The organism is Mesobacillus sp. LC4, from assembly GCF_053543455.1.
This window is the reverse complement of record NZ_JBGCUB010000016.1, coordinates 1-17,841: the sequence shown is the minus strand read 5'-3', so window position 1 is coordinate 17,841 and position 17,841 is coordinate 1. Positions and strand designations below refer to the sequence as shown.

General features: G+C 47.7%; 16 protein-coding genes. 13 read left to right on the top strand and 3 right to left on the bottom strand.

What is annotated here, in order from left to right; all coding sequences use genetic code 11:
* Positions 1-152 precede the first annotated feature (152 nt).
* Genes purM through purD form a run of 4 tightly spaced genes read left to right on the top strand, consistent with a single transcriptional unit; the run spans position 153 to position 4,629 of the window.
* On the top strand, positions 153-1,196 hold the full coding sequence (gene purM, locus AB5I83_RS22960) for a phosphoribosylformylglycinamidine cyclo-ligase (protein ID WP_448978766.1): 1,044 nt from the start codon (positions 153-155) through the stop codon (positions 1,194-1,196).
* Positions 1,193-1,795 (top strand): phosphoribosylglycinamide formyltransferase, encoded by a 603-nt coding sequence (purN, locus tag AB5I83_RS22955; RefSeq protein WP_448978764.1) that lies wholly within the window; start codon positions 1,193-1,195, stop codon positions 1,793-1,795. The genes purM and purN overlap by 4 nt, the downstream gene beginning before the upstream one ends.
* Positions 1,774-3,312 carry a bifunctional phosphoribosylaminoimidazolecarboxamide formyltransferase/IMP cyclohydrolase gene (gene purH / locus AB5I83_RS22950; protein WP_448978762.1) on the top strand — a complete coding sequence of 513 codons (1,539 nt, stop codon included), beginning with the start codon at positions 1,774-1,776 and terminating at the stop codon, positions 3,310-3,312. Before purN ends, purH begins: the two co-directional genes overlap by 22 nt.
* Positions 3,313-3,366: 54 nt before the next feature.
* Complete coding sequence (gene purD, locus AB5I83_RS22945) at positions 3,367-4,629, top strand: phosphoribosylamine--glycine ligase (RefSeq protein WP_448978760.1); 1,263 nt, start codon at positions 3,367-3,369, stop codon at positions 4,627-4,629.
* Here the strand turns inward: purD and AB5I83_RS22940 are convergent.
* Complete coding sequence (locus AB5I83_RS22940; RefSeq protein ID WP_348633495.1) at positions 4,607-4,720, bottom strand: EYxxD motif small membrane protein; 114 nt, start codon at positions 4,718-4,720, stop codon at positions 4,607-4,609. The two genes, purD and AB5I83_RS22940, sit on opposite strands and share 23 nt — an antisense overlap.
* A gap of 49 nt (positions 4,721-4,769) precedes the next feature.
* On the bottom strand, positions 4,770-5,042 hold the full coding sequence (locus tag AB5I83_RS22935; RefSeq protein WP_448978758.1) for a YgaP family membrane protein: 273 nt from the start codon (positions 5,040-5,042) through the stop codon (positions 4,770-4,772).
* Positions 5,043-5,185: 143 nt separating this feature from the next.
* On the opposite strand from AB5I83_RS22935, the gene AB5I83_RS22930 reads away from it, so the two are divergent.
* From AB5I83_RS22930 to AB5I83_RS22890, 9 genes are all read left to right on the top strand, one after another.
* Entirely contained in the window at positions 5,186-6,925 is a 1,740-nt protein-coding gene (locus AB5I83_RS22930; RefSeq protein WP_448978757.1) for an adenine deaminase C-terminal domain-containing protein, read from the top strand.
* A 67-nt stretch (positions 6,926-6,992) separates the two neighbouring features.
* Positions 6,993-8,030, top strand: a complete 1,038-nt coding sequence (locus AB5I83_RS22925) for a DUF3048 domain-containing protein (RefSeq protein ID WP_448978755.1) — start codon at positions 6,993-6,995, stop codon at positions 8,028-8,030.
* Positions 8,031-8,060: 30 nt separating this feature from the next.
* Complete coding sequence (locus AB5I83_RS22920; RefSeq protein WP_023626236.1) at positions 8,061-8,375, top strand: YerC/YecD family TrpR-related protein; 315 nt, start codon at positions 8,061-8,063, stop codon at positions 8,373-8,375.
* Positions 8,376-8,827: 452 nt separating this feature from the next.
* Positions 8,828-10,255 carry a sodium:solute symporter family protein gene (locus AB5I83_RS22915; RefSeq protein WP_448978753.1) on the top strand — a complete coding sequence of 476 codons (1,428 nt, stop codon included), beginning with the start codon at positions 8,828-8,830 and terminating at the stop codon, positions 10,253-10,255.
* Positions 10,256-10,374: 119 nt separating this feature from the next.
* Positions 10,375-11,061, top strand: coding sequence for a heptaprenylglyceryl phosphate synthase (locus AB5I83_RS22910; protein ID WP_448978751.1), 687 nt, complete (start codon positions 10,375-10,377; stop codon positions 11,059-11,061).
* A gap of 75 nt (positions 11,062-11,136) precedes the next feature.
* On the top strand, positions 11,137-13,389 hold the full coding sequence (gene pcrA / locus AB5I83_RS22905; protein ID WP_448978749.1) for a DNA helicase PcrA: 2,253 nt from the start codon (positions 11,137-11,139) through the stop codon (positions 13,387-13,389).
* 164 nt (positions 13,390-13,553) lie between these two features.
* The gene (gene ligA, locus AB5I83_RS22900; RefSeq protein ID WP_448978747.1) at positions 13,554-15,560 is read left to right on the top strand and encodes an NAD-dependent DNA ligase LigA; all 2,007 of its coding nucleotides are present in this window, start codon (positions 13,554-13,556) and stop codon (positions 15,558-15,560) included.
* Positions 15,561-15,574: 14 nt separating this feature from the next.
* Positions 15,575-16,792 (top strand): CamS family sex pheromone protein, encoded by a 1,218-nt coding sequence (locus AB5I83_RS22895; RefSeq protein ID WP_448978745.1) that lies wholly within the window; start codon positions 15,575-15,577, stop codon positions 16,790-16,792.
* A gap of 96 nt (positions 16,793-16,888) precedes the next feature.
* A complete protein-coding gene (locus tag AB5I83_RS22890; RefSeq protein ID WP_448978743.1) occupies positions 16,889-17,356 on the top strand; it encodes a hypothetical protein in 468 nt (155 codons plus the stop codon).
* A 41-nt stretch (positions 17,357-17,397) separates the two neighbouring features.
* On the opposite strand, the gene AB5I83_RS22885 is transcribed toward AB5I83_RS22890, so the two are convergent.
* Positions 17,398-17,841 (bottom strand): DinB family protein (locus AB5I83_RS22885; RefSeq protein ID WP_448978741.1); only part of this gene is annotated, 444 nt, incomplete at its 5' end.

Sequence of the window (17,841 nt, the reverse complement as noted above, 5' to 3'; positions counted from 1 at the left end):
GGAATCACCGGAATTCAGGTGACTTTTTCGTGCACTGACTGGAATGTTGTACTTAACATGAAATTCCGCAATAGCAGCGCGATGGAAATCATGTTTTATCAGGAATTGAGAAGAAGAATACGAGAAAAACAGCCAAATCGGAGGTAGTGAACATGGCAAATGCGTATAAACAGGCTGGTGTGGATATTGAGGCCGGGTACGAAGCGGTCGAACGGATCAAAAAGCATGTGAATCGGACGGTCAGGCCAGGTGTGATGGGGGCGCTTGGCGGTTTCGGCGGGATGTTCGATCTTTCCAGCCTTGATCTGAAGGAACCGGTGCTCGTTTCAGGTACCGATGGCGTCGGCACAAAACTGATGCTGGCGTTCATGATGGACCGCCATGATACAATCGGCGTAGATGCAGTTGCGATGTGTGTGAATGACATTGTTGTCCAGGGAGCGGAGCCTTTATATTTCCTTGATTACATCGCCTGCGGAAAGGCTCAGCCTGAAAAAATCGAGGCGATTGTCCAAGGGATTGCCGATGGATGTGAGCAGGCTGGCTGCGCTCTTGTTGGTGGTGAAACTGCCGAAATGCCGGGGATGTACTCTCCGGAAGAATATGATTTGGCTGGGTTTGCGGTCGGAGCCTGTGAAAAAGCAGAGGTCGTCACCGGCCAGCAAATCAAAGAAGGCGATGTGCTGATTGGGCTTGCGTCAAGCGGCATCCACAGCAATGGCTACTCGCTTGTCCGTAAGGTGTTTTTTGAACAGGCAGGCTGGGAGCTTGACCGGTATGTCGATGAGTTCGGCTGTACGCTTGGAGAAGAGCTGCTGAAGCCGACGCGCATTTATGTAAAATCGGTGCTTGCCGCGATGAAGCAGTTCGAGCTTAAAGGACTTGCCCACATTACGGGGGGCGGTTTTATTGAAAATATCCCAAGGATGCTTCCAGAAGGACTTGGTGCTGAAATCAAGGAAGGCAGCTGGGAAATTCCTCAAGTGTTCAAAACATTGGAGTCTTTAGCACAACTTGATCGTCCAGAAATGTATAATACATTTAATATGGGTATTGGCATGGTGGCGGCTGTTGAAGCAAAAATGGCTGATGAAGTTGTGGCGTTTTTTAACGAAAACGGTGAGCAGGCTGCAGTAATCGGCAGAGTTACTGGCTCAGAAGGAATCCACATGAAAATGGCTGGTGAACAGGTATGAAAAAAATAGCCGTTTTTGCTTCAGGCAGCGGCAGTAATTTTCAGGCGATCGCGGTCGCGGCCCAGGCTGGCATGCTGAATGTTGAAATCAGCATGCTCGTATGCGACAAGCCTGGCGCCTTTGCAGTCGATCGCGCCGAAATGCTCAGGATTCCTGCACTGGTTATCAGTCCGAAGAGCTATCCTTCCAAGGCAGCTTATGAGGCTGAGATTTTACAAAAGCTTGCTGGACTTGAAATCGATATGATTGTCCTTGCCGGCTATATGCGCCTTATTGGGCCGACATTGCTTGAGGCTTATGAAGGAAAAATCGTCAACATCCACCCGTCAATATTGCCTGCGTTCCCTGGGAAGGATGCCATTGGCCAGGCGCTGGCAGCGGGAGTGGAGAAAACCGGAGTGACCATCCATTACGTCGATGAAGGGATGGATACCGGGCCTATCATTGCCAGTGCGGCTGTGAAAGTCGCGCCAGGTGAAACGAGAGAATCACTTCAGAAGAAAATACAGCGGATAGAACACAGCTTGTATCCAGAAGTTTTGGAGGAGCTGTTGAACGGAGAAGAGGAGGCAGTACAATGGGAAAAAAGCGTGCACTGATCAGTGTTTCAAATAAGGAAGGAATTGTTGAGTTAGCGAAGGAGCTTGTACAGCTTGGGTTTGAGATCGTCTCTACTGGCGGTACGAAGCAGGCGCTCAAGGATGGAGGCGTGCCGGTCATCGGCATCAGCGATGTGACTGGTTTCTCGGAAATCCTGGAGGGGCGTGTGAAGACTCTGCATCCAAAAATTCATGGCGGCCTGCTTGCGAAATATGATGATCCATCCCACCAGGCACAACTGGCTGAAAATGAAATCGAGAAGATCGAGCTAGTCTGCGTGAATTTATATCCTTTTAAAGAAACGATTTCAAAACCTGGTGTAACGCCTGCGGATGCAATCGAAAACATCGATATCGGCGGTCCGGCGATGCTGCGTGCCTCAGCAAAAAACCATCAATACATAACTGTGCTTGTCGATCCTGTGGATTACCAACAGGTAATAGAAGAGTACAAAACCCAGAACGAAACCACTGTGGAAACACGTCGCCGCCTGGCTGCGAAGGTATTCCGCCATACAGCGGCTTACGATGCGCTGATCGCAGAATATATGACGAATCTTGCTGGCGAGGATCAGCCGGAAAAAATGACGGTGACATATGAACTGAAACAAAACCTGCGCTACGGAGAAAATCCTCATCAAAAGGCCGCTTTTTACCAGAAGCCGCTTGGTTCGGCCTTTTCGGTGGCGGCAGCGGAACAGCTCCACGGGAAAGAGCTTTCTTATAACAATATCAATGATGCGAACGCTGCCTTGCAGATCGTAAAAGAATTCTCTGAGCCTGCAGCGGTTGCGGTCAAGCACATGAACCCATGTGGAGTCGGCACTGGAAAAGATATTTTTGATGCTTTCGGAAAAGCGTTCCAAGCAGATCCTGTTTCGATTTTTGGCGGAATCATTGCCTTGAATCGCGAAGTCGATGGTGAGACTGCGCGTAAGCTTTATGAAATCTTCCTTGAGATCATCATCGCTCCTTCTTTTAGCGACGAGGCGATGGAAATTTTAACAGCTAAGAAAAACCTTCGTTTGCTGAAGGTCTCATTTGACGGGGAAGCTGCAAAGGAAAACACACTTTCTTCAATTGAAGGCGGATTGCTACTTCAGGAACAGGATGGATTTGGTTTCGAGGACGCAGAAATCTCCGTGCCGACGAAACGTGAACCGACGGAAGCCGAGTGGGAAGCGTTGAAGCTTGGCTGGAAGGTTGTTAAGCATGTTAAATCCAATGCGATTGTCGTGGCCGATCAAGACATGACACTCGGAATCGGTGCGGGCCAAATGAACCGTGTCGGTGCCGCTAAAATTGCCTTGGAACAAGCTGGTTCCAAAGCGGATGGAGCAGCGTTAGCATCTGACGCGTTCTTCCCGATGGATGACACCGTCGAAGCAGCGGCTAAAGCAGGAATCACGGCGATCATCCAGCCGGGCGGATCCGTCCGTGACGCTGATTCAATCAAAAAAGCGGATGAATATGGCATTGCGATGGTGTTCACAGGCGTCAGGCATTTCAGGCATTAATATCAATGGATGAATAGAAGATAAGCAGTTCTGAAATTTACGGGGGTGCGTGATATGAAGGTTCTTGTGGTTGGCAAAGGTGGCCGGGAGCATGCGATTTGCCGGAAGGTCAGCGAAAGTCCGCTTGTGACAGAGGTGTTCGCGGCACCGGGGAATCCAGGGATAGCCGATTGTGCGAAGCTAGTGGAGATCAACGAAACGAATTTGGATGGACTTGTTTCTTTTGCAAAGGAGGAGCAAATCGGCCTGACAATCATCGGTCCTGAGGTTCCTCTGCTTGAGGGACTGGCAGATCGTTTCATCGAGGAAGGCTTGAAGGTTTTCGGTCCATCCAAAGCTGCCGCAAACATTGAAGGCAGCAAATCGTTCGCGAAGGACTTGATGAAGAAGTACGGCATCCCGACAGCTAAATACGAAACGTTCAGTGATTATGGAGAAGCGCGGGAGTATCTTGGCGAGGTCGGAGCACCGATTGTCATCAAGGCAGACGGACTGGCGGCCGGTAAGGGCGTTGTCGTAGCGATGACAGTAAAGGAAGCAGAATTGGCTTTGCAGGAAATGTTGCTGAACAGCAAATTCGGCGAGGCATCTGCAAGCGTGGTGATGGAGCAATTTTTAACAGGGGAAGAGTTTTCGCTGATGGCATTCGTTAACGGCGGCAATGTGATTCCGCTTGAAATCGCCCAGGACCATAAGCGAGCCTTCAACGGCGATAGGGGACCGAACACCGGCGGCATGGGAGCCTATTCACCAGTGCCTCATATTCGTCAGGAATCAATCGATGTCGCAGTGGAACAAATCCTTCAGCCGGCAGCGATTGCGATGGAGATGGAAGGCCGCAGTTTTACCGGAATTCTGTATGCCGGGCTGATTGAGACCGAAGATGGCCCTAAAGTGATTGAGTTCAATGCACGTTTTGGCGATCCGGAAACACAGGTGATTTTGCCAAGGATGAAATCGGATTTGGTTCAGGTCATACTGGAAGTACTTGAAGGAAATAAGCCGGAGATTGAGTGGTTTGAAGAAGCCGTGATTGGTGTGGTCGTTGCGGCCAATGGCTATCCAGAGGAGTATGAAAAAGGCGCGGTGCTAAAAGGCATTGAAAACATGGCCGAAGTCTATCATGCTGGAACAGCGAAGAGTAAAGATGGAGAATTTATCACGAACGGCGGCAGGGTTCTGCTTGTCGGTTCAAAAGCGTCATCATTAAAAGAAGCACAGCAAAAAGTATATGCTGAGCTTGAAAAACTGGACTGCCCGGGAACCTTTTACCGCAAGGACATCGGCAGCAAGGCTATCGGGCACGTCTCTTGCTAGAGCCTTTCAAATAAACGAGCAACAGGGCAATGATGCTTCCAACCAAAGCAATCCAGACGAAGCTGACATCCGTTATATATTCCCAGAACATAGTAGCATCTCCTTTTTGTAAGCCCCCAGAGTCTGGGGGCTTTGTTTTTTTAACTCGGGTTGTACGGTATCCAGCCTTCAGAATCCGCGTTTTCCGCGTTCCGATCCTCCATCATGTCCTGGCCTTTTTCATATGCAGCTGTCAGCGGGCAATAGCGGACGATTCCTTCGCCGACTTTCATGGCACCCATCATTGCCATGAAAATATAGGAATCCTTCCACGGACGTTTCACCATTTTTGAAGTTGACCATGCCAGGATTGTCAGACCAGCTGTAATCCTGATGAGTGCGTTGATGATTCCAATATTCGGGCGTACATTCATTTACTCTTCGCTCCTTTACTCCATTTTTTACAGTTAATTTGAAATTCTTTAATGCGTTAAACAGCGAAATATGTTACGATAGTACAATAATGTAAGGGCTTACACTTACTTTTTTTAACATAGAGAGAAAAGGGGATCATGGTATGGAACAACGTTATCGATGGAAAAACAAACAATTACGCGACCATGCTGCTGTTTTGGACGGCACCCTTTCACCGACGGTCTTATTGAAGAACGCGACATATTTGAACCAGACATTCCGCAAGTGGATGACTGCGAACATTTGGATTTACAATGACAGGATTGTGTATGTTGGTGAAAACCTGCCTGAAAATACAAAGCAATGTGAAATAGTGGATTGCACCGGGATGAAGCTGGTGCCGGGCTATATTGAACCTCATGCCCATCCATTTCAACTTTATAATCCCCATTCTTTCGCTGCCTATGCATCGCAGACGGGGACGACGACACTGATCAACGACAATATGGTACTGGCTCTGCAATTAGGTAAAAAGAAAGCGTTTTCTTTTATTAATGAGCTGAATGACAATCCTGTCACGATGTACTGGTGGTGCCGTTTTGATGCGCAGACTGAAATCCAGCATGAGGAGGAAGTCTTCTCGAACAGCAATGTGAGGGCATGGCTTGAGCATGAGAATGTCGTCCAGGGAGGGGAGCTGACGTGCTGGCCGAAGCTATTGAATGGCGATGACATGATCCTCCATTGGATGCAGGAAACGAAGCGCCATCACAAGAAAATCGAGGGGCATTTCCCTGGTGCATCGGAAAAGACGCTGGCGAAGATGATGCTGTTCGGCGCAGATTGCGACCATGAGGCGATGACTGGCGAGGAAGTCAGAAGAAGGCTGATGCAGGGATATATGGTGTCCTTGAGGCATTCGTCGATCCGTCCGGATTTACCAAAATTGCTCGATGAAATTCATGAACTCGATATCGCTGTTTATGACCGTTTCATGATGACAACCGACGGAGCATCGACCGCTTTTTATGAAAATGGTGTGATTGATGAATTGATCCGCATTGCCATAGACAAAGGCGTTCCGATCATTGATGCCTATAATATGGCAACAATCAATGTGGCGCGTTATTACAATTTCGAGCATCTTCACGGCAATATCGCGACAGGCCGGGTGGCAAACATCAATATTTTGAGTGATGAAATGAATCCGACACCTGTGTCCGTACTGGCAAAAGGCCAGTGGGTGAAGCGCGATGGTGAAGCAATTGATGCAGCGAAAGAGCTTGATTGGAACGAAATGGGTTTCGAACCGCTCAAAATGGATTGGGACCTGACGGTGGACGACCTTCAATTCTCAATGCCGTTCGGGATCAAGATGGAGAACTCGGTCATTACGAAGCCTTATTCGATTTCAATCGATGTATCAGATGAAGTGCTGAGTTCGAACCATGATGAATGCTTTTTCATGCTGATTGACCGTCATGGTAAATGGCGCATCAATACGATGTTGAAAGGGTTCGCCACTGATTTGCAGGGGCTGGCAAGCTCGTTCTCCAATACTGGCGACATCATTCTGATTGGGAAAAGCAAGCCTGATATGATTGCTGCTTTTAACAGGATGAAGGAGCTTGGCGGGGGAATTGTAGCCTGTGAAAATGGTATGCCTGTCAGGGAGATTCCGTTAAGGCTGCAGGGCATCATGTCGAGCCATCCTGTGACAGAGCTGATGACAGAGGAGAAGAAGCTGCTTGGCTACCTAAAGGAGAAAGGCTATAAGTTCGCCGATCCGATTTATTCGCTGTTATTCTTTAGTTCAACACATCTGCCATATATCCGAATCACACAGGAGGGTATCTATGATGTGATGAAAAAAACGGTACTCTTTCCAACGATAATGCGTTAAAATATAAAAGTGCATCTAGACATAGGCAGCCATGAACGAACTTGGAGTTCAAGGGGTGGCAAGAATCATGAAAAAATGGATCGCTGTGCTGGCAGCCGCAATGGTAATTACGGCTGGGTGCAGCAGTAAAGAGACAGAGAAAAAAGAAGCAACAGAACATAAAGAAAAACAGGTTGAAGTAGATGAAGTAGTGGCACCGGAGGAGCTTCCATATCAATTCCCGCTGACCGGGGTGGGTACGGACGAGGAGAGTTCTGACCGGGCGGTGGCCGTAGTGGTCAATAACCATCCAAAGGCACGGCCGCAATCAGGTCTGAACAATGCTGATATTGTCCACGAGGTTCTTGCGGAAGGAGACGTAACGAGGTTCGTCGCGATTTTTCAAAGCGAGCAGCCTGAAAAAGTTGGACCGGTCCGCAGTGCGAGGGAATACTTTATCGACCTGGCATCAGGGTTTGACAGCTTTTTCATCGCCCATGGCTACAGCCCTGAAGCGAAGGACATGCTTGAACGCGGAGTAATCGATAACATCAACGGCATGCAATACGATGGAACTTTGTTCAAACGGGCTGATTTCCGCAAAGCACCTCATAATTCTTATATCACCTATAAGAATATTGTGAAGGGCGCTGAAAAGAAGGGCTACGAACTTGATAAAGCACCGGCTCCTGCAGTATTCTTGAGCAGTGAGGAAGCAGAAGGCCTTGAAGGTACACCAGCTGAGGAATTCATGGTGAAATACGGTTCGCCGTCATTCGATTTAATCTATGAGTATGACGCAGAACAGCAGAAGTATCACCGTTTCAATGGCAGTGAAGAAAGTGTTGATTTGGAATCGAAGGATCCTGTTCTGCTCGACAACATCCTAGTCGTGCAAATGGACCATAGGATCATCGACAATGCCGGCCGCAGGGAAATCGACATGAAATCTGGCGGCAAAGGCTATCTGTTCCAAAAAGGCAAAGTGAATGAGATTCAATGGAAAAATGAAGCTGGCAGGATCGTCCCTTATAAGGATGGAGCAAGAGCTGGTTTCGTTCCCGGGAAAACATGGATCAACATTGTCCCATCGATCAGCGATGTCTCGTTCGACTCTCAACCATAACAAATTTGAGCGAAATAAGGGGTAAACTATATGCAAATTGATAAACTTAGAGGAAAAGAGCTCGATCAATTATTCAAGGCGATTTTATCGCTGAAAGATCTGGATGAGGCGTATCGCTTCTTTGACGACCTGGCAACAGTGAACGAAATCCAGTCCCTTGCACAGCGCCTTGAAGTTGCCCGCATGCTTCGTGAGGGCAAGACATATCATAAAATCGAGACCGAAACAGGCGCGAGCACGGCAACGATTTCCCGTGTCAAACGCTGCTTGAATTACGGAAATGATGCGTACGAAATGGCGCTCGAAAGATTGAAAGAGCAGGAAAACGCTGAGAAAGCGAAATAGTTTATTGATGAGGACGGAACCAGATGTGGTTCCGTTTTTTTATGCGGTGGGAAATTGGAAAAAATCGTGGATAATTTCCAATTCGCTATATTAAATGGGAAGTCGCTATAAAAGTAATTTTTTCGCTATATAAATGGAAAAGTCGCTATAATAATCAGATTTTCGCTATATAAATAACAAAGTCGCTATAAAAATTCATTTTGGATTATATCGGGTGCATATCTTCTCGTTAAATCATATATAAAGACCGGAAAAAAGCACTGATTATTTCCAGTTCGCCAATAAAGTTGTGAACTTCGCCAATAAACTTCGGAAATCGCCAATAAAGTTGTGAACTTCGCCAATAAAAATCAAAAATCGCCAAATAAGTTGTGAACTTCGCCAATTAACCAGGTTAATAGCTAACTGTTAAGGGTAGGGGGGAGGTAATACATACATATTGGAGTGAGTTGATGGGGGCAAGTTTAACGGTTATTGCGATTGTAATCATTTATTTAGGTATTATGATCATGATTGGGTACGTATCTTCGAAAAAAATCAATGATAATGAGGATTTCCTTGTGGCGGGCCGAAAGATGGGTCCGTGGCTGCTGGCGGGAAGCCTTGCAGCGACCGAGGTTGGCGGCGGCTCTTCTCTCGGGGTGGTGGAAAAAGCGTATGGAGACTGGGGACTGTCTGCTGTCTGGTATGTGATCACGATGGCGATTGCGTTCATCGTGTTGGCGTTCCTCGCACCAATGTTGCGCGAAGCGGCAGTAAAAACGGTACCTGAATACTTCCGCAGGCGATATGGCGAAGCGAATTCACTCGTAACATCGATTATCATGCTGCTGCCGATGGTGGGACTGACTGCGGTTCAGTTCATCGCATCGGCGACGATTCTATCGGTCATGACCGGCTGGAGCTATACTTTTTCAGTCATCATCGTAACGGTAGTTGTCACTTTATACAGCGTCATGGGCGGAATGTACAGTGTTGTTTACACGGATGTAGTCCAGTGGATTTTTATCATTGTCGGGATGGCACTGATCATTCCGTTCACGCTCCAGGCTGGCGGCGGGTTCGATCAGGTGACGGCCAATATCCCGGAAGCCAAATGGAGCCTGGTTGATGGTGCAGGCTGGGGTACGATCATTGCGCTTGTCGTCATGTATATCGCATCATTCACGGTTGGCCAGGAGGCGGTACAGCGCTATTACTCAGCCAGGGACGGAAAGGCTGCGAAGCAAGCTTCCTATATTACTTCGATCGTCTACGTGCTGTTCGCGTTCATCCCGGCAGTCATCGGGCTGTTCATGTATGGGATGGTTGAGAATGGCCAGATCGACGGGACAACGCTAATGGAAAGAGGCGCGCAGTATGCATTGCCGTTACTGGCAATGGAGGTGCTGCCGGATGTGGTGACAGGCATCCTGTTCGCCGCACTGATTTCGGCGACGATGTCGAGTGCATCCAGTAATTTATTGGCGGCAGGGTCCATTTTTACAAATGATATCTACCACCAATACATCAACAAGAAAGCAGCTGACGGGAAACTCTTAAAAATGGTCCGCTATACGATGTATGTTGTTTCGGGTTTCGCACTGCTGACTGCGATTTGGAATGTGTCGGATATTATTACGCTATTGATGTTCTCTTTTACATTGAGAGCGGGCGGTGCCTTCATTCCTTATGTGCTCGGGCATATTTGGGAAAAAGCGACCCCGGCAGGCAGCCTGGCATCCTTATTCCTTGGAAGTCTGGCAGTCTATCTTGGCGAAAAAGAGATCATCAGCTTCTTCGGACTTGATCCTATTTATCTCGCGTTGATTGTCAGCGGAATCAGTTTCTACGTTTTTTCACGATTATTCACTGAGCAATATAAGCACCGCGATTTATGATTTTTCACTAAAAAGCGTTCCAACATTCGGAGCGCTTTTTTCATATGTTTCCTTTTTTATATATACACAACAAATGCTATAATGGTGGAATGGATAGATAGAATGGGGGCAATTCAAGGATGTACGATGTTCGCGAGTGGAGACATGTGTTCAAACTCGATCCAAATAAAGAGATAACTGATGAAGAATTAGATAGAATTTGCGAGTCTGGAACGGACGCGATCATGGTCGGAGGCACGGATGGAGTCACTCTTGAAGGTGTCCTTGATTTGATGTCCCGGGTCCGCCGTTACACGGTTCCATGCATTCTTGAGGTTTCGACGATTGATTCAATCACGCCGGGATTCGATTTTTATTTTATCCCGACAGTGCTGAATAGTGGCAAACCGCAGTGGATCACAGGTCTGCACCATGAAGCGGTCAAGGAGTATGGCGACCTGATGGATTGGGACGAGCTGAAAATGGAAGGCTATTGCATCCTGAATCCGGATTGCAAGGCGGCCAAGCTGACTGAGGCGAAGACCGAGCTTTCGATTGATGATGTGCGGGCTTACGCGATGATGGCGGAGAAAATGTTCAACCTGCCGATTTTTTATTTGGAATACAGCGGGACATATGGGAATCCTGAATATGTGGAAGCAGCCAAAGGTGTGCTCGACAACACGGTCCTCTTTTACGGCGGCGGGATTGAAACTGCGCAGCAGGCAGAAGAGATGGCCAGGCATGCCGATGTCATCGTCGTTGGGAATGTTGTTTACAGCAACCTTGACGAGGCATTGAAGACCGTAGCTACTGTGAAAAAATAAGCTAATAGACAAGTTGTTTGTTACACTGTTTTGAGATAAAATAAGAACAAATGTTTGTATGGTGGTGGTGAGCAAGTGCAATATTTAACGGATAAATTACTGAATGGCTTGAACCCGGAGCAGCAGAAGGCTGTCAAGACAGTGGATGGACCGCTGCTCTTAATGGCTGGCGCAGGCTCTGGTAAAACTAGGGTTTTAACACATAGAATTGCGTATTTAATGGTGGAAAAAGGGGTAAACCCTTATAACATCCTTGCGATTACGTTTACGAATAAAGCTGCTCGTGAAATGCGCGAGAGGATCCAGAAAATGATGGGCGGCGCGGCAGACGATATCTGGATTTCAACGTTCCACTCGATGTGCGTAAGGATTTTGCGCAGGGACATCGACCGTCTCGGATATAACCGAAACTTCACGATCCTTGACTCGACTGATCAGCAATCTGTCATCAAGTCGATTTTGAAAGACAAGAATATGGATCCGAAAAAGTATGATCCTCGTGCGATCCTTGGAACGATCAGCTCGGCGAAGAACGAGTTGATTACGCCGGAGGAATATGCGAAGACAGCGGGGGATTATTTTTCCCAGAAGGTCAGCGATGTGTATACGGAATATCAGCGCAGACTGCGCAAAAATAATGCACTCGATTTTGATGATCTCATTATGACTACAATCACGCTGTTCATCCGTGTGCCGGAAGTGCTGGAGTACTACCAGCGCAAGTTCCAGTACATCCATGTGGATGAGTACCAGGATACGAACAGGGCACAATATATGCTGGTAAAATTGCTGGCGCAAAGATTCCAGAACCTATGTGTAGTAGGTGACTCGGACCAGTCGATTTATCGCTGGCGCGGTGCGGATATCACGAATATCCTTTCATTTGAAAAAGACTACCCAAGGGCAAGCGTGATTTTGCTAGAGCAGAACTACCGCTCGACGAAAAAGATTTTGCTGGCGGCGAATATGGTCATCCAGAACAATATGAACCGAAAGCCGAAGAACCTTTGGACAGAAAACCCTGAAGGTAACAAGATCATGTACTATCGTGCGGACAGCGAACAGGGAGAGGCGCAGTTTGTCATCGGGAAAATCCAGGAGCAGCTTCGCAATGGCCGCAAGCTGTCTGATATCGCAATCCTTTACCGGACGAACGCTCAGTCCCGTGTGATCGAGGAATCCTTCCTGAAGTCGAACATCGATTACTCAATCGTCGGCGGCATCAAGTTCTATGACAGAAAGGAAATCAAGGACATCCTTGCTTATCTTCGTCTGATTTCGAACCCTGATGATGACATCAGTTTGCAGAGGATCATCAATGTTCCGAAGCGTGCGATTGGTTCAACTTCTATTGATAAAATCGCCAACTTCGCGACCATGCATGATCTGTCAATGTTCCAGGCGCTGGAGACGATTGAAATGATCGGCCTTAGCCCAAAAGCGGAAAAAGCAGCGGCTGAATTCCGCAACCTGATCAGCAACTACACGCACCAGCAGGAATATCTGTCGGTGACGGAGCTAGTAGAAGAAGTACTTGATAAAACAGGCTACCGTGACATGCTGAAGGCGGAAAAATCGCTGGAATCACAGAGCCGACTTGAAAACATAGATGAATTTTTAACGGTAACAAAGAGCTTTGAAGAAAGCAGTGAAGATAAGAGCCTTGTAGCGTTCCTGACGGATTTGGCGCTTGTTGCTGATATCGACCGCCTGGATGATGATGGCCAACAAAAAACCGACTTCGTCACATTGATGACATTGCACTCAGCAAAGGGACTCGAGTTCCCGGTTGTCTTCCTGATTGGAATGGAAGAGGGAGTATTCCCGCACAGCCGCTCCTTGATGGAGGAGGATGAGATGGAGGAAGAACGCCGTCTTGCCTACGTGGGAATCACCCGTGCCGAGGAAGAGCTCTTCATCACGAATGCGCAGATGCGCACCCTCTTTGGCCGTACGAATATGAACCCGGAATCACGGTTCATCAAGGAGATACCGGCCGATTTGGTTGAAGACGCTGTGCCAAAAGTCAGAAGGCCTGCGCCAACGAGCGGTGGAAGACCTGCACCAATGAGTGGCGGCAGACCAGGCACGTCAGCCAGACCGTCCATGCCAACTCGCGGCGCTGTATCCCGTCCGGCCGCAGCTGCAAGCGGCGGCGAAGCCGTCGATTGGAAGGTTGGCGACAAAGCACAGCATGGCAAGTGGGGAACAGGGACCGTTGTCAGCGTAAAAGGTTCCGGAGAAGGAACCGAGCTTGATATCGCATTCCCTAGCCCAACCGGAATCAAGCGATTGCTGGCCAAGTTCGCACCGATTACAAAGGCGTAAACTATTTTTATAACATTGAATACTGTCTAGCTCCAGCGCCTAGCCCCTCGAGTCGCTTCGGTCCTGCCAATGAAGTCAAAGAACGACTTCACTGTCAGGCCCTCCAGCGCTTGTCGGGGCTGACCAAGGCGCTTGCGCTTTTCGGTTATGAAAGGGCTGGATTTATGGATTTTCAAAGTGCTGAAAAAAAAGCCAAGGATTTGCAAAATCTACTTAATCAATATGCTTATGAGTACTATGTTCTTGACCAGCCGTCTGTTCCGGATGCGGAGTATGACAGGCTTTTAAGGGAACTGATTGAAATTGAGGAGCAGTACCCGGAACTGCAGACTCCTGACTCACCTACACAGCGTGTCGGCGGCGAGATTTTAACGATGTTCAATAAGGTCCAGCATGCGACTCCGATGTTGAGTCTTGGCAATGCCTTCGATGAGCAGGACCTGCGAGATTTTGACCGTCGTGTCCGCCAGGATGTTGGCGACGCTGTTGCTTATGTTTGTGAACTGAAAATCGATGGTCTGGCAGTATCGCTTATTTATGAAGATGGACTGCTCGTGCGTGGGGCTACTCGCGGAGATGGAACGACAGGTGAGGATATTACGTCTAATCTGAAGACAATCCGCTCTTTGCCGATCCGTCTGAAAGAGCCCGTGTCACTTGAAGTCCGCGGTGAAGCGTTCATGCCGAAAAAATCATTCGAAGCATTAAATAAAGCAAGGAAAGAAAAAGAGGAAGAGCCATTTGCCAATCCTCGAAATGCAGCTGCTGGATCCCTTCGTCAGCTGGATCCTAAGATTGCTGCATCAAGGAATCTTGATGTATTCCTGTATAGTGTGGCAAATGTCGGTGATACAGGAATCCGTGCTCACAGTGAAGGACTGGATTATCTGGAGAAGCTTGGATTCAAGGCGAATAAAGAGCGCCGGAAAGTCGACAGCATTGAAGGTGTCATTGAATATGTAAACAGCTGGGTCGAAAAACGACCTGACCTTCCGTATGATATTGACGGAATCGTCATCAAGGTGGATTCGCTCGACCAGCAGGCTGAACTTGGAACCACTGCAAAAAGCCCTCGCTGGGCCATCGCTTATAAATTCCCTGCCGAGGAAGTCGTAACAACTTTGAAGGAAATCGAATTGAGCGTTGGCCGAACAGGTGTCGTTACGCCAACTGCCATTCTTGAACCAGTTCAGGTTGCTGGCACAACTGTTGGCCGCGCATCTTTGCATAACGAAGATTTGATCCGTGAAAAAGACATCAAAATTGGAGATAAGGTCGTCATCAAAAAAGCCGGAGATATCATTCCGGAAGTCGTCAATGTCCTTGCCGAGCAGCGGACAGGAGATGAAGTCGAGTTCCATATGCCTACTGAATGCCCTGAATGCGGCAGCGAACTTGTCAGGATTGAAGGTGAAGTTGCGCTGCGCTGTATCAATCCGAAATGTCCGGCACAAATCAGGGAAGGCCTGATTCACTTTGTTTCCCGCGATGCGATGAACATCGACGGACTAGGAGAGAGAGTGGTCAGCCAGCTGTTTGCCCAAGAGCTGATCAAGGATGTAGCCGACATTTACAAACTGACACGCGATCAGCTGCTGGCACTCGAGCGAATGGGTGAGAAATCCGTCAACAATCTTCTGTCAGCGATTGAAACGACGAAGGATAACTCTTTGGAAAAGCTATTGTTTGGTCTCGGTATTCGCTTGGTTGGTGCAAAAGCAGCGAAAACATTGGCTCAGGAATTCGAAACGATGGATAAACTGATGCAGGCATCAAAGGATGAACTGACGGCCATCAATGAAATCGGCGACAAAATGGCTGACTCCATCGTCACTTATTTTGACAACGATGAAGTGAAGGAACTGGTTTCCGAGCTGAAGGCTGTTGGCGTCAATATGGAATACAAAGGACCTAAGAAGGTTAGCGCAGCAGACTCGGATTCATTTTTTGCCGGTAAAACAATCGTGTTAACCGGAAAGCTTGAGCAGATGGGCCGAAACGAAGCCAAAGAAAAAATCGAGGCGCTTGGCGGCAATGTATCCGGCAGCGTCAGCAAGAAAACGGATTTAGTCATTGCTGGTGAAGACGCAGGTTCGAAGCTGACAAAAGCAGAAAGCCTGGGGATTGAAGTGTGGAACGAGGAGAGAATGCTTGAAGAATTAAATAAATAAGAGGTGTACACGCCATGAGGAAGCTCTCAATGGTCGCTCTATCTCTTGTCCTTCTGCTGACGGCCTGCGCCCCGAATTTTCAAAAGCAGGAAGAGGTCGTCCAGGAGAAGGATGATGAAACAAAGGAAAAAGCGATTATCCCGAAATATAAAATTTCGGACAAATACTACCGAACCATTATGCCGTTCGAGCCAGGGGAAGCTCGCGGCATGGTCGTCAACAATCTGAATACGCGTTATGACATCACTGAGTTCGAAACGGGACTGATGCGGGTTGCCCAAAATTCTTTCCCGACAGACAAGTATGTCTTTAAAGAAGGCCAGTATCTCAAACGCAGCGCTGTATCATCCTGGCTGGAGCGTGAAATGACTCCGGCACAGGTAGAGGAAAAGAAAAAAGAATTACAGGCTAAGGCTAAAAAAGAAGGTAGTAATAGAAAGATTACAGTGGAAAATCTGGGTCTGAATCCTGCCAATCCTGGGAAGGGTGATGCCCATGAACAGAATAAAAAGAATCCTATTTATCTGGCGCATATCCTCGAGCATAATTACCTCGTCCAATCAGGGAAAGAGGATACGTACCAGCTTGGCGGCATCGCAATCGGGCTGGCGCTGAACTCTGTTCACTATTATCAAGTGGAACAATATGGGGCAGTATATGAGAAGAATATTTCCCGATCCGTTCTTGAAGCGGAAGGGAAGAAAATCGCCCAGGAAGTCGTCAATAGGATTAGAGGAATCGACGAGTTGAAAAATGTCCCGATCACCATCGGATTGTTTGAACAGGAAAGCCGCTCTTCTGTTGTACCTGGCAACTTTTTCACCTATGCGGAAGTATCCCAGGGCAGCAACAATATCGGCAGCTGGAAGGATGTAAAGGAAGAATACATCCTGTTTCCGTCAGATGAAGCGGAGAAGGAACACAGGGATGACCTGACATTCTTCCAGAACTTTAAGCAGGATGTTGAGGAGTATTTCCCTAACTTCAACGGCGTCATCGGCAAGGGCTTTTACTTGGATGGCCAGCTTCAGGAAATAAACATTGAAATACCGATCCAGTTTTATGGCGAAGCCGAGGCAATTGGCTTCACTCAATATGTAACAGGGCTGGTCATGGAACACTTCCCTAATTATATTTCCGTGCAGATCAGCGTTTCATCTGTACTGGGACAGGAAGCCCTGATCGTGAAAAAGCCAGACCAAGACGAACCATTTGTGCATATCTATCAGTAAAAAAAAGCAAAGAGCCGCGGCTCTTTGCTTTTTTTATGAAAAACGTGTATCGAACTTATCTGTTTCATCGTCCTATTTTTAAGGAGGCGGAAGGAAGTGAAGAGACACGTTCTGGGTTTATTGGCTGTGATTTTGTTGCTGGCAGGATGTTCAAACATGGCAATGTCTGATGAAGATGGACAGGAAATTGAAAGATACATACGTCAAGAGGTGATGAGTCCTAATTTTGACGGAGAAATCTTCACTGCATATGAAATACTAGCTTCCAACGAAGAGAAGGATGAAATTTACTTATGGGCATTGATCATGGAGTATTATAAAGTGGGTGCAGAAGTTGAGCAAGGTTCAGGGATGTCAGTGCCTATGGTCTTGAAGGTCGATCGAAGCGAGGGGGCCCTCAAAGTAACCGGCCACACCCTGCCGAGGGATGGCAGCTTTTACGCTGATGATATAAAAGACATGTTTCCTTATTTTGCTGAGCTCAAAGCGCTAGATTACCCATCCAATCATATCAAAAAATTGATTGCAGAAATCGAAACCGAGGTCGCTGAAGAGTTGAATTAGGGGATTGGAAAAAGAGGCAAAGAGCCGGTGCTCTTTGCCTATTATATACACTTTTTAATATCAAGGATGGTCTGTAAATGCATGCCTTCATGGAAAATGGTCCGCACCAGGACTTGCTCGATTGTATGCATGCCCATTTCGGTTGGGGCGAATTCCTCTTCCAATCGCTCACCATAAGAATCTTTTATTCTCGATGGCTGCGTCTTCAGCAATTCTTTTAACTCGCTGACGGAAGGAGTTTCCTCTGTAAAATTGGCCGGGGAGGTGCCATAGCCGAACCAGGACATGAACTCTTCGGGAACGTCTGCGGGTTCCTTGGTGACCGCCTGGATCCACAAATATTGATCAAGGTAAATATGCCCGAGGTTCCAGCGGATATTATTGTTGAAGCCTGAAGGGATAATCTCCGCATCTTCCTCAGAAACTGTCTCTGCCACGCCTAAAATATAGCTGCGATAGGATTCTAGCTGATTAAACAAAACTTC

Bases quoted from the DNA above. Each gene is read 5' to 3' on its own strand.
- purM (WP_448978766.1), top strand. From the start codon at position 153: ATGGCAAATGCGTATAAACAGGCTGGTGTGGATATTGAGGCCGGGTAC.
- purN (WP_448978764.1), top strand. From the start codon at position 1,193: ATGAAAAAAATAGCCGTTTTTGCTTCAGGCAGCGGCAGTAATTTTCAG.
- purH (WP_448978762.1), top strand. From the start codon at position 1,774: ATGGGAAAAAAGCGTGCACTGATCAGTGTTTCAAATAAGGAAGGAATT.
- purD (WP_448978760.1), top strand. From the start codon at position 3,367: ATGAAGGTTCTTGTGGTTGGCAAAGGTGGCCGGGAGCATGCGATTTGC.
- AB5I83_RS22940 (WP_348633495.1), bottom strand. From the start codon at position 4,720: ATGTTCTGGGAATATATAACGGATGTCAGCTTCGTCTGGATTGCTTTG.
- AB5I83_RS22935 (WP_448978758.1), bottom strand. From the start codon at position 5,042: ATGAATGTACGCCCGAATATTGGAATCATCAACGCACTCATCAGGATT.
- AB5I83_RS22930 (WP_448978757.1), top strand. From the start codon at position 5,186: ATGGAACAACGTTATCGATGGAAAAACAAACAATTACGCGACCATGCT.
- AB5I83_RS22925 (WP_448978755.1), top strand. From the start codon at position 6,993: ATGAAAAAATGGATCGCTGTGCTGGCAGCCGCAATGGTAATTACGGCT.
- AB5I83_RS22920 (WP_023626236.1), top strand. From the start codon at position 8,061: ATGCAAATTGATAAACTTAGAGGAAAAGAGCTCGATCAATTATTCAAG.
- AB5I83_RS22915 (WP_448978753.1), top strand. From the start codon at position 8,828: ATGGGGGCAAGTTTAACGGTTATTGCGATTGTAATCATTTATTTAGGT.
- AB5I83_RS22910 (WP_448978751.1), top strand. From the start codon at position 10,375: ATGTACGATGTTCGCGAGTGGAGACATGTGTTCAAACTCGATCCAAAT.
- ligA (WP_448978747.1), top strand. From the start codon at position 13,554: ATGGATTTTCAAAGTGCTGAAAAAAAAGCCAAGGATTTGCAAAATCTA.
- AB5I83_RS22895 (WP_448978745.1), top strand. From the start codon at position 15,575: ATGAGGAAGCTCTCAATGGTCGCTCTATCTCTTGTCCTTCTGCTGACG.